The organism is Nostoc sp. ChiVER01 (assembly GCF_034531155.1).
Taxonomy (GTDB): domain Bacteria; phylum Cyanobacteriota; class Cyanobacteriia; order Cyanobacteriales; family Nostocaceae; genus Nostoc.
In genome coordinates this window covers 91418-105333 of the sequence record NZ_JAVRBS010000015.1, presented here as the reverse complement: position 1 = coordinate 105333, position 13916 = coordinate 91418, and the positions used below count along the sequence as shown (strand labels likewise).

11 protein-coding genes are annotated in these 13916 nt (G+C 40.5%); 2 read left to right on the top strand and 9 right to left on the bottom strand.

Annotation, left to right across the window (positions count from 1 at the left end; genetic code table 11):
• Nucleotides 1-482 precede the first annotated feature (482 nt).
• Together RMY00_RS20085 and RMY00_RS20080 are read left to right on the top strand one after the other, a co-directional pair.
• Nucleotides 483-4475 (top strand): hypothetical protein, encoded by a 3993-nt coding sequence (locus RMY00_RS20085; protein WP_322649223.1) that lies wholly within the window; start codon nucleotides 483-485, stop codon nucleotides 4473-4475.
• Nucleotides 4476-5062: 587 nt separating this feature from the next.
• Nucleotides 5063-5716, top strand: a complete 654-nt coding sequence (locus RMY00_RS20080) for a sugar transferase (RefSeq protein WP_416212083.1) — start codon at nucleotides 5063-5065, stop codon at nucleotides 5714-5716.
• Nucleotides 5717-5770: 54 nt separating this feature from the next.
• Here RMY00_RS20080 and RMY00_RS20075 read toward each other — a convergent pair whose 3' ends face one another.
• The 9 genes from RMY00_RS20075 to RMY00_RS20035 all read right to left on the bottom strand — a co-directional run bounded on the left by RMY00_RS20075 (nucleotide 5771) and on the right by RMY00_RS20035 (nucleotide 13743).
• Nucleotides 5771-6607: a carbohydrate ABC transporter permease gene (locus RMY00_RS20075; RefSeq protein ID WP_322649222.1), complete on the bottom strand. Its 837-nt coding sequence runs from the start codon at nucleotides 6605-6607 to the stop codon at nucleotides 5771-5773.
• Between the two features lie 86 nt (nucleotides 6608-6693).
• Nucleotides 6694-6855: a hypothetical protein gene (locus RMY00_RS20070; RefSeq protein WP_322649221.1), complete on the bottom strand. Its 162-nt coding sequence runs from the start codon at nucleotides 6853-6855 to the stop codon at nucleotides 6694-6696.
• A complete protein-coding gene (locus tag RMY00_RS20065) occupies nucleotides 6852-7193 on the bottom strand; it encodes a hypothetical protein (RefSeq protein ID WP_322649220.1) in 342 nt (113 codons plus the stop codon). The genes RMY00_RS20070 and RMY00_RS20065 overlap by 4 nt, the downstream gene beginning before the upstream one ends.
• 309 nt (nucleotides 7194-7502) lie before the next feature.
• Entirely contained in the window at nucleotides 7503-8513 is a 1011-nt protein-coding gene (locus RMY00_RS20060) for a catalase family protein (RefSeq protein ID WP_322649219.1), read from the bottom strand.
• Nucleotides 8510-9130: a 5-formyltetrahydrofolate cyclo-ligase gene (locus tag RMY00_RS20055; protein WP_322649218.1), complete on the bottom strand. Its 621-nt coding sequence runs from the start codon at nucleotides 9128-9130 to the stop codon at nucleotides 8510-8512. Before RMY00_RS20055 ends, RMY00_RS20060 begins: the two co-directional genes overlap by 4 nt.
• A 68-nt stretch (nucleotides 9131-9198) precedes the next feature.
• On the bottom strand, nucleotides 9199-10143 hold the full coding sequence (locus RMY00_RS20050; RefSeq protein WP_322649217.1) for a GDP-L-fucose synthase: 945 nt from the start codon (nucleotides 10141-10143) through the stop codon (nucleotides 9199-9201).
• Nucleotides 10144-10166: 23 nt separating this feature from the next.
• On the bottom strand, nucleotides 10167-11246 hold the full coding sequence (gmd, locus tag RMY00_RS20045) for a GDP-mannose 4,6-dehydratase (protein ID WP_322649216.1): 1080 nt from the start codon (nucleotides 11244-11246) through the stop codon (nucleotides 10167-10169).
• A gap of 487 nt (nucleotides 11247-11733) precedes the next feature.
• Nucleotides 11734-12489: a sugar transferase gene (locus RMY00_RS20040; protein ID WP_322649298.1), complete on the bottom strand. Its 756-nt coding sequence runs from the start codon at nucleotides 12487-12489 to the stop codon at nucleotides 11734-11736.
• Nucleotides 12490-12600: 111 nt separating this feature from the next.
• Entirely contained in the window at nucleotides 12601-13743 is a 1143-nt protein-coding gene (locus RMY00_RS20035; RefSeq protein WP_322649215.1) for a glycosyltransferase, read from the bottom strand.
• Between the last annotated feature and the right edge of the window lie 173 nt (nucleotides 13744-13916).

Below are 13916 nucleotides of genomic sequence, written 5' to 3'. Positions count from 1 at the left end.
CACAGCTCCCTTTCAAAAAGAAAACTAAACTATGCTACATAAGAAAGCGACAAGAACCTTTTTCTAAATAATCTTTACCTATAAGTTTAAACAGGGTAATAGTTTTGCAAAAAGTAGTTTATAGCCGACATTTGTATTGCTTAGGGGCTGGCTGCACTGCAAACTTGATTAGTTCACAATATAGGCAAACAACATTAATGATACTAAAGGGAGTAAATTATTGCTCAGGTATTTTTAGCCATTTTCAAAAATAGGCAATTTAATGGTCTGTAAAACTAAGCTTCCACACAAAGGCTGACTGAAGATTGCCACGACTCGCAGTAATCCATAACATAATGACAGTCACAAGTCCAAGCAGGGGCTTTTGCCACTCAAAACTTCTCTTATGACCGACGTTGCGCGTAGCAAAATCCCATAGGGTACGGTGATTGTAAAGTAATTGTCACATTAGTTGACATATATCTCTAAGTAAGGTGATAAAAGTGACTTCCAGTGCAGACGAAATTCAAAAGCTGATCGCAGACATTGACAACTTACTTGCCAGTGGTGGCAAGCGTATGTCTAGATTTCTGTCTGGTCAGGCGCAAGAGCCTAAAGAAGTTTTAGAACGAATTCGCAACTTCTTAGTGAGGCTAGAAGAAAAAGAAGCATTAGAGAATGGCATCCCAAATCAGTCTTCTAAAGAACCGCGTTCGGCGTTGGCAGAGCGATCGCCTTTATTAACAAAATTTATTGAGCAAGGTTATAATCAGTCACCACTACCTCGGCCCGAACCCAATCAGGAACAAAGTAGTGTTGGGGCAGGACAATTAAAAAGTGAATTTTCGAGCTTGCTCCAGCCATTGCGATCGGAATTAGAATTGCTCTTGCAAGAGCGAGCCGCTCTCCTACAAGAAATTAGGCAGTTAGAGCAAAAGCGATTGCAAAATTACTCCTTAGCGCAGCAGTTGACAAATCAAGAGCAGATGATTACCGAGTTTTTACAGGTACTCATGAGTCATCTTGTGCCAACTTTAACGCCACTGCTAGCACAGGCGCGGGAAAATTCCGCCATTTCAGGAGCAAATAGTGCAAACTCAGAACCAAGAATCTCTACAACTCAACCGTTATTAGAATCACTAAACCCTGTGGAACGTTTAACTCACCTGTCCAGGGAGTTAGATCAACGTTTATTATCACTAGATGGGACTGTAAATGTAGTTTTTGAAGCACTACAACGCAACATTAATACTTATCACGAGTCGCTGTCGCAAGCATTGGCAAGAATGCATAGTCAGGGGATGCAAGGCGAACAGTTGATGGCCAGCTTTCTCAATAATTTGACCCAGCATTTGCAGCAATCCCCTAGTTCCCAACCATCTTTCCTTAAGGTCGAATCTGATACACCAGGATCATTAACTGATGCCACCAAGATTTCTGCTGGAGTTGCACCCCAACCCTTAGAACTTATACAGCCAGAAACATCTTCACTCACAATTGATTCTAAGCAACAGGACACTAACATTACAGAAGATTTAGATGCAGCGCTGTTGCAGCTTGGTATAGACTCGTCTCAATCTTTCCAGCAGACTGAATTACCGCAAGATATTTCCGCGTTAATTGGTGATGAAGTAGACCAACTTTACACCAGCTTGTTTGGTACTGGTGATGTTAATAATGCAAGTCTTGAAGTTTCCACAGCCTTAGAATCAACGTTGAACATCGCTGAGGGCGGATCTGTTCCTCCAAGTGTGAATTCTGAGGCTGTAACAGCAGATACGGATTTGTTTGATCTGGGTAACGTTAACCCAGAAACAACCCAACAAACTCCAGTAGAAACTACAGCATTATCAGATTCACATGAAGAACTATTTTTTGAAGAAGATACAGATATAGAGCTTGTTAGTTTCTCTACTCCACAATCAGTTTCCGCAATTGACAGCTTGGAGATCGGCAATCAGCCAGCTAGCGCTGATACAATTAATAATCTAACTGAGCTATTGCCTGATACAGGTAATGAGCAGGAACTGCTGGAAGTGTCATTTTTTGAGGATAATGGCACAACTACAGCACCAATTACTCCCGAAGTAAAAGAAATTGCGGAAACTTCGATAGCCAAACCGGAAGTATTAATTAACGATAATCAGCCAGAACTGTCTTCAGATGACTACATTGCTGCCTCGCCACAAGAAAACTTGCTTTGTGTTGAGTCAAATCAGGCTCCAGGCGTACTTGATATTTCTTTAGATGATGAACAGTTGCAACAATTAGATCAAGATTTAGCTAATTTTGATCTACAGCTAAATTCGGAGTCGCAACCAGCTACCAACTTGGATATTTTTTCAGAACTACTTGATGAAAATCTACACATAATTCCCATAACTTCTCCTGAGCCGCCAACAGAAAATCTCCAAATAGTAGAAAATACCTCAGCAGTTCCCCAGGTAGAAACTGAACAAGAAAAGGAAGTCACTACCCCTGTTGAAGAAAGCTCTTTACCTCCAAATTCCAACTCCATCAACAATCCAGAATCGCTAAATGTTTTAGAATCAGTCTGGTATTTAGGAATTGATTTAGGTACAACAGGAATTTCTGCGGCATTATTAAATCGCTCTACTTTTGTTGTACATCCTATTTACTGGTCAGCAGAAAATCCACCGGTAACAACTTCTTTTCAGCAATCATTTCGTTTACCAACAGAGGTTTATTTGCCTACAGCTTCTGTACCCCACGGAGAAAACGAAAGTATCGAAGTACATGAACGAACTGTAGCTGCTGTTGCCCAAGATAAAGTAACTGATCGTGCCAACACTCCTGCAACACGGACGACAGATGCGACGCAAAATAATCTCTACTCGGCACAGTTGAAGCCTTATTTACAAGTAGCTATTCCCTACAAGAGTGAACGGCAGAAATGGGAACCTGTTTTGCAATTAAATGAATTTTCCGCAGGCCCTTTAATTTGGGTTGTGCGATCGCTCTCTAAGCTACTATTAACCCTCAAATCTGAAAAAACTAGTACCACCCCTAGTTTAATAGCTGCTGCTATGGGGATCAGCGAACAAGATTTCTCCAAAATTATTAATAATATTGCAGGTGTAATTTGCACCTGTCCATCTAATTGGTCGGAACAATACCGCTTTAACGTGCGGTCAGCTTTACTTACCAGTAAACTCATCCAACATCCACAGCAAGTCTTTTTTGTCGAAGAAGCGATCGCTAGTTTACTCCCAGAACTCGATGCTGCTAACGGTGAGCAAGTAAAATTAAGTAAACATCAAGGTTCTCATCCGGCAAAAACCAGCGAAGATCCCATTGTTGGGGATACCCTTGTGATTAACATTGGGGCAACTGCCACAGAAATGTTGCTGGTCAATCTCCCAGAGACATTACAGCAATTGACATACAATGATTTCATGCTCCACAGTTTTGCTTATGCTGGTAAGGGAATTGAACAAGATATAATCTGTCAGCTGCTATTGCCACCTAAATCTCGGCAATCACGAAAAGAAACCCGAAGCGATGCCTACGACGGGCTACGCAAAACTACCACCAATAATCCTTGGCAATGGCAATCGTCAATTCCCGGTTTAGACCAAATGCGCTGGCAGAGTTTAGGGTTAGAAGAATTAGAACTACCCAGAGTCGGAGAGCCAGATATCACCGCTCGGATTCGCCTCCAGCAGCGTCTAGAAAGTTCCTTGCTGGGACAGGGAGTATTAGATGCCGCACTAGCTCTAAAGCTGATTTTGCAACACCAAGAGTCTTTTACCTTAGAATTGGCTGATCAGCAGTGGAATTTGCTGCGACGAGATTTAGAAAGCCAGGTATTTATCCCTTTTGTGCGTCGCCTGAACCGAGAACTTAACAAGTTGTTGGTAGCTCGTGGCATCCCCACAGAATCCATTAATCAAGCTATCCTGACTGGTGGGGTGGCTTGTGTTGGGACGGTGAATCGTTGGCTACGGCAAAAACTCCCCAGCGCTAAGATTATTCAAGATTTATATCTTGGCGAAAACAGCGCTCCCAATTGCAGCCGAGTTGCTTATGGTTTGGCGATGCTGCCTTTGCATCCCCAGATATTAGATATACCCAGGCAACAATACACTGATTATTTCCTATTTACAGAATTGCTGCGGTTGCTACCAGACCGATCTTTATCTTTCGGTGAAGTTATCCAGTTATTTGAGGGTCGTGGAATTAATACTCGCACTTGTCAGCAACGTCTGCTGGCTTTTTTGGAGGGTGAACTGCCTTCGGGTTTGATACCTTCAGTTACAGATTCGGCTTGGCTGACTCAGAGTTCGCAAGAAAATCCTGATTATCAGGCGATCGCTACAGCACCACTTTTTGAAAAACAAGGGAGTCTCACATATCGTCCCAATTTCCAACAACTGTTGTCTTTGCGTCGCTATCTAGATGCAATCAAGGCTAGTAATCAGCAATCACTGGAGGAAGCATACTTAGCAAATTTCGCTTTAGAGGTTAATCATTGACATTAGTAAGTAAGTCGGTGCGAATAAATTGAACTATTTTAAGTAATGCAAAATTATTGTAATCGATTTCGTAGTAAGAGCTTCAGTCCTTCTTTTAGGACTAAAGTCTTTACTACAAACCTTTAATTATTTACACCGTTTTACTTACATCACAGATGAACCTATCCCATTAATAATATATGTGCTACAAAGCTTAAGCTTATTGAGAACTAAAAACGAAAAATCAAGGTTTTTAAGCACATTTTACGAAAAGAAGTAGAGATTATTAGAAGTGTAGGATAGGTTCATGTGTCTTTTTGAGTCGGTCACATCCCGATTAGCTTTCAACTTTCAACACTGTAATGCTTTGGATGTAGTATATCCATAACACTAGCTTTTTTAGCTTATGGGATGATACTGTAATTTTACAAATTCCTACCTTAATTAAAAGATTCTGTAAACTTTAGGTTTTCTGTTTTTATATTACTTAATTTTTGTGTATGTTAACACTCAGTAGTATTGACAAAATCAATAAAAATCATCTAGTAATTATTTTTATGTCTACACTACTGATTCAAAAAGTCCTGTTGTAGATAAGTTTAGTCGTTGTGAATCATCTTTATCTTTATTCAGTTAATTGCTCGCAACAGCCTTTCCACCCGTCAACCTTAAGCGTGAGAAAACGATTAATTGACATTGTTGGAGCCATTATAGGGCTGATAATTACGTTTATTGTAGCAATTCCTGTAACAATTGTTACTTTTATAGATGCTCCAAGCCCAATATTTTATTCCCAAATTCGCTGTGGTTTAAACGGAAAAACTTTCCGCATTTGGAAATTCCGTTCCATGATCGTCGATGCCGATAAACTCAAGCATTTGGTTAAAAACCAAGCCAAGGGTCACATCTTTAAATCTTTTGATGATCCTCGCATTACTCCTGTGGGTAAATTTTTGCGGCGTACTAGTTTAGACGAGTTGCCTCAATTTTGGAATGTTCTGGTAGGGGACATGAGTTTAGTTGGTACTCGTCCACCGACTCCTGATGAAGTCAGCAATTACGATCCACATCACTGGGATAGATTGCGAGTTAAACCAGGTATTACAGGAGAATGGCAAGCTAATGGGCGCTCCAGCATTACAGACTTTGAAACCATTGTCAAGATGGATCTAGACTATCAACGTAAGTGGTCTGTAACTTATGACCTGAGTCTGATTATTAAAACTATTGGGGTAGTCTTGAAAAAGACTGGGGCTTATTGAATTAGTCATTAGTCATTAATTTTTTCCCAGGTTCGTGCATCTCCACTTTCTTCTTCAACCCTTGACCCCGCTACCAGTTTCTGTGGGTACAATGTAACGCTGTAAAAATAAAAATAGTAATAATACTGGGGCGATCGCAATTACTGAACCAGCAGCTACTAACCGCCAGTCAAGGGAAAATGTACCTGCTAGCTTTGCGACTCCTAACGGAAGAGTGTATAAATTTTCATCTTGGATGACAATTAAAGGCCATAAAAAGTCACTCCAAGCACCAATGAATACAAAAATGGCTAAAGTTACTAATGCTGGGCGAACTGCTGGTAACATTACATGCCACCACAAACCTAACTCCGAACTTCCATCCATTCGAGCCGCTTCTTCTATCTCTTTGGGGACACTCATGAAAGCTTGGCGCAACAGAAAAATCCCAAAGGCAGAAGCTAAACTCGGAAAAATCATTCCTAAATAACTATTTCTCAAACCCAACTGGACTGTCAAAATATAAAGGGGAATCATCACGATTTGGAAGGGAATCATAATCGTAGAGACGATCGCTACAAAAATCCAGTCTCGCCCGACAAATGATAATCTTGCCAACGGATAGGCAGCTAAAGCGCAAAACAGCAGATTTAAGCCCACAGTCAGCACTGATACCAAAGTACTGTTATACAGGTATTGTCCAAAAGGTAAAGAGTTCCACACACTGAAGAAGTTATCTAGTGTAGGTGAGGCAGGCAATAACTGTGGCGGCGACTGCAAAATATTTTCTGTAGGCGATTTTAAGGCAGTACTAATTAGCCACAGTAAAGGAAAGAGCATCACCAGTGCGATCGCTCCCAATAGCGCATACATTAACAGAATCTGCGATCGTGATTTTTTCCAGTTCAGCATTTGATTAATAAATTTCCAAGCTTTATAAATATTTATGACAGCTTTCTTTATAAGACTCTTGCTTGCTTTCCATCTGTTGTACTTGCTCAAATATTTGGTGGATGTTCGCCCATTATTACCCACATTTTCCGCACATGATTTAATTGCAGACTGACTATTAAAGCTTCAGCAGTGCGACAGTAAGCACAACAATCAGCAAAATAATTACGAATTTCCTTTTTTAATTCAACAGGAATGTAAACACTCATGCTAATTGCTGTTTATTTTGAAAAATATCTAAGGTATATCTAGCTCTAGTTTTAAGAATATTTAATTGGTCAATCTGTGCCAATAATCTGTCTAAGGTTTCAGTTTCGTCATCTGACAAATCATTGCCAGAATTTTTAACTAATAATTCCTGTAACTGTCTATGAGCTTTTGGAGATAAATAACTTTCTGCTAAAGCTTGCAATTCATCTATATTTAAACCAATCAATAATTCCGAATCTACAGATAAGTTAGTTAGTTGTTGGTAAGTTTCTAAATCTAATAGTACTCCAACTTTTTTCCCCTCTGCATTAGTGACATACTGAACTGAGTCAGACATGGCTTTACTTGAGAATTTGGCTAATTTTATCGTAACTTATCATCAAAAATCTGGTCAAAGCAATTCATATAATTCTCTTGGTGTGATTCTAGATGTAATTCTGGTTCGTGCTAAGGTTTTAAATCTAGGTTTATGAAATGTAATGCACCATACTATGTATATGTAGAGACGTAAAGTTGTACGTCTCTACATATACATAGTTTTGGCTACACAACTCATAATCTTTATACATCAAATCAGCAACACCAAAAAATGTATCTAATCAAGTAGGCTTGTAACCTATGATCCTACAGTTTTAAATTATAGTGATTAATCTTCAATCGCTACATAAGGTTGTGGTTCCCGCGAACGTTGGGCAATTTGTTCTCGTCGATACTTTGCAAGTTCGCTGTAAAGCCTCTTACGAGAGAGATTGACACTTCCAACAGGCTCATGGTCTAGCAGTGTATGCCAAGGGGAAAACAATATACCCTCATCTAAACGTTTACGTTCTTCAAAGTTAAATTTCTGGCTGGGAATGCGGACAGTTGCAACCTTAATAAATGGTGAATCTGCCTCTTGCCATTCCTGAACGTGGTCTTCAATCGGTGTTTTGTCATCATCTACATAAAACTGAATTAAAAAATCAAAAGACGCTTCTCTACCTTCTTCAGTCAAATATTTTACCAGCGTTTCTCGAAGGTAATTTTCTGATTCTGGAAGTGTTTCTGGTGGTTGTTCAGGCTGTTGAGATTTGACAGATAATTTTACAATCCGCTCACCAAATTTAAACGGAGCCATGCTCCAATATTGAATCAAAAGCGGATTTCCTACCTTCTGACTACCAATTTTTTGCAAGATAGCAAAGACGTAAGCAAGTTCCTCCATCCGTTCTGGGCTGAGTTGTCCACTACCTGCTTTTGAAAGATCAGCGTAATCACGAACGTCTTTGGCCAAAAAAGTAGGATAATTGTTGAGTATAAAATCTTGAGTTTTTTCTTCATCATCCAGCACTTTTTGCCCGTCCACATTCATCACTTTGATGGCGATACCGCGAACATCAGGTTGGCTATCGGAGTGAAATTTACCACGTTTTTCAGGCGAACCACCACTAGAGAACCGAATCCATGCAGGATAGGTTTGGGGCGTTTTGAATAAACCTACTTTCAGGTCTTCAGGAAGATTGGGTTCAATAATAAACTCTCCCCAAAGGAGTCCATGACTTTTGCTATGAATTTGGCGGAGGTCTGGGCCTGTTTTTTGTTGAGATTGGAGACTACTTGCAATAATTTCGTCAATTATTGCTTCTTGCTCAGTGGTAGATGACGTTGGGTTAGTCATAAAACATTTGATAATGTGTCCTCATTATCCTGAATCCTGGAACCTTTATGAGTCAATCCGGTTTCCGTACAAATAACTTGTAGTGGTTTATCCCAAGGCTCACTAAGTATTTCGGACAAATAGGCAAACTCAAAGACAATTCCGATAGTCGGCTTTGTCTGCCACTGCGGTAAACTGAGCAAGCGATCGTAATATCCGCCGCCATAGCCCAGGCGATATCCTTGATAGTCGCAAGCGACACTGGGGACAAGAATCAAATCCACTTCAGCCGCATCTAATAGGGGAGCGTCGGCGTGTGGTTCAGTAATGCCATAAGCGCCACTTTGGATAGAATCACTCGGTGTCCAAAGATGCCAAGATAGGGATTTTTTATCAATGCAGCGAGGAAATCCCCAACGGTATTTCGTATTTGCAAATAGTGGACTGAGATCGGGTTCTTGGCGGAAGCTGAAATAAGCAAGTATTGTTTTTGCTTGGGTAAACAAAGTAGAGTTTTGTAAATGAAAGCATAAGCGATCGCTTTTTTCTCTCCACTCTCGAACAGACATTGATTGACGGGTTTTAAGTAGAGTGCGCCGTAGTTCTGCTTTATTTAATTGATGATTAACTTTGTCCATGAAAATAGCGTTAAATAAATAAGCTGGGCGATGCCCAGCTTAAGTACTCTACACTCAGCAGTACATTGTTATAGAGCGTGTTGACGATACCATTCAATGGTATTTTTTAACCCTTGCTCAAAGCCCACCTGAGCCGTGAAATTAAAGGCAAGATTTGCTCGTTCAGTATCTAAACAACGGCGGGGTTGACCATTAGGCTTGTCAGTTTGCCAAACAATTTCACCCTTAAACTCCATTAATTCGCAGATTAGAGTTACTAAATCAAAGATGGAGATTTCATAACCTGTTCCCAAGTTAACTGGTTCTGATTCGTTATAGAATTGAGTTCCCATAACAATCCCCCGCGCGGCATCTTCTGAATACAGAAACTCACGGGTGGGACTGCCATCACCCCAAACTGGGAGTTGCTTTTCTGCCTTAATTTGGGCTTCGTGAACTTTGCGAACTAATGCTGGAATAACGTGAGAACTTCCTGTGTCAAAGTTATCTTCTGGGCCATATAAATTCACTGGCAGGAGATAAATTCCATTAAAACCATACTGCTGGCGGTAAGATTGCAATTGGACTAAAAGGGCTTTTTTAGCAATTCCGTAGGGGGCGTTGGTTTCCTCTGGGTAGCCATTCCACAGATCATCTTCTTTGAATGGCACCGGGGTAAATTTAGGATAGGCGCAGATTGTGCCAACACAAACAAACTTTTCTACTCCAGCTTGATAGGCAGCGTGAATTAGCTGCGTTCCCATGATCAAGTTATCGTAGAACAACTCTGCGGGTTTTTCACGGTTCAGACCAATACCCCCAACATGAGCTGCTAGATGGATAATTATGTCTTGCTGGTCAACTGCGCGTTGGCTATTTTCCCAAACCCGCAAATCACAATCGCGCGATCGCGTTACTGTAATCTTCTCACGAGCAGCGCCTGCTTTACACAGTTGATCTATCACCTGACGACCTAGAAACCCCGACCCACCAGTGACAAGAATGCGTTTATTTTTTAATTCTAAGCCGGTCATATTTTTATCCTCTGTGGTGCTAATCAGAAGTGCAAAGCGCCCAGTTGTTGACGAATAGTTGCAATATCTAATGGAAATTGCGAACCATTTCCATTGGGTGAAGTGTAACCCAATGCTTGTAAATCTGCTTCTACCATTAAGGAAACTAATTCTTGAAAGGTTACTGATGGTGTCCAGCCCAAGTTTTGGCGTGCTTTGGTAGAATCTCCAATCAACAACTCTACTTCCGATGGACGGAGGTAACGCTCATCAAACTCTACATAATCTTCCCAATTGAGATTTACGTAATTAAATGCCAGTTCCAAAAACTCGCGCACCGAGTGGGTTTCACCAGTAGCAATTACATAATCGTCTGGCTGGTCTTTCTGCAACATCAACCACATTGCTTTAACGTAATCCTTCGCATAGCCCCAATCTCGCTTGGCGTCTAGATTACCCATGTAAAGTTTTTTCTGCTTACCAGCAACAATACTAGCTACTGCTCTAGTAATTTTGCGGGTTACAAAGGTTTCACCCCGTCGTGGTGACTCGTGGTTAAAAAGTATGCCATTACAAGCAAACAAATTATAAGACTCACGATAATTTACAGTTTGCCAGTGGGCGTAAACTTTTGCACAGGCATAGGGACTGCGGGGATAAAAGGGCGTTGTTTCAGTTTGAGGTATTGCTTGTACTAAACCGTACATTTCTGAAGAACCCGCCTGGTAGAATCGCACCTGAATTCCGGTACGGTGTTGATAGTCCCGAATTGCTTCCAATAGACGCAACGTTCCCATTCCGACAGCATCCACCGTGTATTCTGGTGAATCAAAGCTTACTCTGACATGGGATTGAGCGCCCAGGTTGTAAATCTCTACTGGCTGGACTTCTTCTAAAATGCGTCGCAGCGTTGTACCATCTGTCAAGTCACCATAGTGAAGAAACAACCGCACTCCCTCTTTGTGAGGGTCTTCGTAAATGTGATCGATGCGGTCTGTGTTAAAGGTAGAAGTCCGGCGAATAATGCCATGAACCTCATAACCTTGTTCTAGCAAAAATTCACTTAGATATGAACCATCTTGACCAGTAATACCAGTAATCAACGCTCGTTTCTGTTGCGTCATGCTTAATTATCCCTTATTATCTTCGATTAAAAAGTTACAGCCAATCTGATACAACCTAGCAGTTAATTGCCCAATTGCCTAATGGTAAACCTACGAGTTATTGTTGTTCAGAGACTTTCTCCCTAAATAGATATACTTAATAAAAAGTAATTTAACACGTAAGTTCAACCTAGATATATCAAGATTGTTTAAATATATATATTTCTTTTCTCAGATAAATCAAGATTTTTTTTGTATACGTTCTTTGTTTGTGAAAATTTTATAATGTAATAGGTTTTATGAAGGCTAAATAAAATAAATATTTTAAATTAGATTTTTGCTAAAAATCAGAATAAGAGCAAAGCAAATCACAGATACACACTCAAATAAGTCTAATTTAAGTAGAAACGGATAAATTATAAATAAACAAGAACAATCATTTAGTCTTAGATAAAAATTGGTATTTAGGGGCATTAACTGCCCCACAGAATTGATCCTAAGTAATTACTCAGTATGCCCCGTTATTTTTGGGCAGAATGACCACATCAACAGTTTTCAAGATGATCCATAAATCAAGCCAGAGATTCCTAAACCTAGCATAATGCAGGTCTATTTGGACTCGCCGAGGATAGGGAATATCATTACGCCCAGACACCTGCCACAAACCTGTAATTCCTGGACGGATTGTTAAAATCTCATCAATGTAAGAACCGTATTTTGGCAATTCTTCTGCTACCAAGGGTCGGGGGCCAACTACACTCATGTCCCCTTTTAAAACGTTCCAGAACTGGGGAAATTCGTCTAAGCTAGTAATTCGCAAAAATCGACCAATTTTGGTAATCCGGGGGTCTTTTTTCAGCTTAAAACTGCTTTCAAATTCTTGTCGCAATTCGGGCGATGTTTCCATCATTTGCATGAGGATTTCGTCAGCATTGCTTACCATTGTTCGGAATTTAATACAATTAAACGTTTTGTAATTTTTCCCTACCCGTTCTTGGACATAAAAAATTGGGCCTTCTGAGCTGAAAGCAATCAGCAAGGCCAAAATTAAGTAAACGGGCAAGAACAAAATTAACACCGACAGCGAAAACACTATATCAAACAGTCGTTTGGCAAACTCTCCGTTTAAACCCTGAAAAGATAAACCTTTTGGTTTAACTTTTGGTGTTTTCGTTTTTTGACCGCGTTTTAAGAAACGCGTAGACGTTCTGGTGTCTTGCCTTACGCCTCGTTTGCCGGAGAGGAGTGAGCTCTGGGCAGTCATCATACTCCTTAATAATCCACACCACACATAGTCCCAATATTAAAGCCAAAATGAGGTGCTTCTGGGGAAAATTGCCAAAAGCCTAAAAAAATAAGACGTTATTCAAGACCATCATTGCAAAAATGGTCTTTTTTCGTTACATTTGTTTACAAAATCTAGATAACGATCTGCAAAAATTTGCGGTGAGAACTGCGCGGCGTGCGATCGCATATACTCGGAACTGAATGAACCCTCATACACTTCAAACTTTTCTACTGCCTCCACCAAAGCCGCCTCTGTTTGCGTCCTGAAGAATATACCTGTCCCTGTATCCGCATCAGAGCGAATATCTCGCACTGTTTCTAAAGCACCCCCTGCACCATAGGCAATGACTGGCGTGCCACAGGCTTGTGATTCCACTAAAGCGATACCAAAATCTTCACAAGCTGCATATACAAACGCCTTAGCCCTAGACATATATTTTTTTACCACATTATCGGGTTGCCATCCCAATATTTGGATATTAGAGTTTGCCATTTCACGAATCTTGTTCATTTCATCTCCTGTACCAATGACTACTAATGGTCGTTTGAGTTGATTAAAAGCTTTGACAATCAACGATATTTGCTTGTAACTCACTAAGCGGGAAACAGTCAGGTAAAAGTCGTCTTTTTCAGATAGAAATGGAAATTGAGCAATATTCACTGGTGGGTAAATGACTGTTGCTTCTCGTCGATAGCAACGCCAAATCCGTCGAGCTGTATGCTGCGAGTTGGCAATGAAGTAATCAACTCGATTGGCACTTAATATATCCCACTGACGCAAATTATGTAATAAATATCGCGTCACCCATCCAGGAAAACCACTGCCTAGTTTGCTGTGGCGCAGGTAATCAAAAGTCAAGTCCCAGGCATAGCGCATAGGGCTGTGACAGTAGCAAATATGCGTTTGTTCTGAAGTAGTAAGGATTCCTTTGGCAACGGCATGGGATGATGAAAGAATTACATCATAATGTCGTAAATCAAGTTGTTCAATTGCCAAAGGCCACAAAGGCAAGTATTTTTGTATACCGTTGCGAGCAGATGGAAAGTTCTGGAGAAACGTCTTGCCAATTTGACGTTTATATAAATAACTTTCAGGATTACTAGATTCAAAATCTATGAGAGCATACAAATCAGCATCAATATGATTCAAAATTTCTCGGACAACGAGTTCTGAACCACCTGTGGCTTTAGGTGTCAGCCACTCATGAACTAGAGCATATTTCAAGGGCACAGCTAACTTGAATAAATTGAAATTACAAACGGCAACTTGATGACGTTAACTGAAAAGTCTTCCCCTGTGATTAATTAACGGGAAACGCCCCAGATTAGCACACAAGACGCAATTTTACGTTAGAGGTTCCAGATGGATGCTGCAACCTGATAATCTCAGAGTGGGGAATGGGG

What these genes read in the sequence shown, in the direction of transcription:
- RMY00_RS20075 (WP_322649222.1), bottom strand. Translation starts at nt 6,607, where the DNA reads ATGCTGAACTGGAAAAAATCACGATCGCAGATTCTGTTAATGTATGCG.
- RMY00_RS20070 (WP_322649221.1), bottom strand. Translation starts at nt 6,855, where the DNA reads ATGAGTGTTTACATTCCTGTTGAATTAAAAAAGGAAATTCGTAATTAT.
- RMY00_RS20065 (WP_322649220.1), bottom strand. Translation starts at nt 7,193, where the DNA reads ATGTCTGACTCAGTTCAGTATGTCACTAATGCAGAGGGGAAAAAAGTT.
- RMY00_RS20060 (WP_322649219.1), bottom strand. Translation starts at nt 8,513, where the DNA reads ATGACTAACCCAACGTCATCTACCACTGAGCAAGAAGCAATAATTGAC.
- RMY00_RS20055 (WP_322649218.1), bottom strand. Translation starts at nt 9,130, where the DNA reads ATGGACAAAGTTAATCATCAATTAAATAAAGCAGAACTACGGCGCACT.
- RMY00_RS20050 (WP_322649217.1), bottom strand. Translation starts at nt 10,143, where the DNA reads ATGACCGGCTTAGAATTAAAAAATAAACGCATTCTTGTCACTGGTGGG.
- gmd (WP_322649216.1), bottom strand. Translation starts at nt 11,246, where the DNA reads ATGACGCAACAGAAACGAGCGTTGATTACTGGTATTACTGGTCAAGAT.
- RMY00_RS20040 (WP_322649298.1), bottom strand. Translation starts at nt 12,489, where the DNA reads ATGACTGCCCAGAGCTCACTCCTCTCCGGCAAACGAGGCGTAAGGCAA.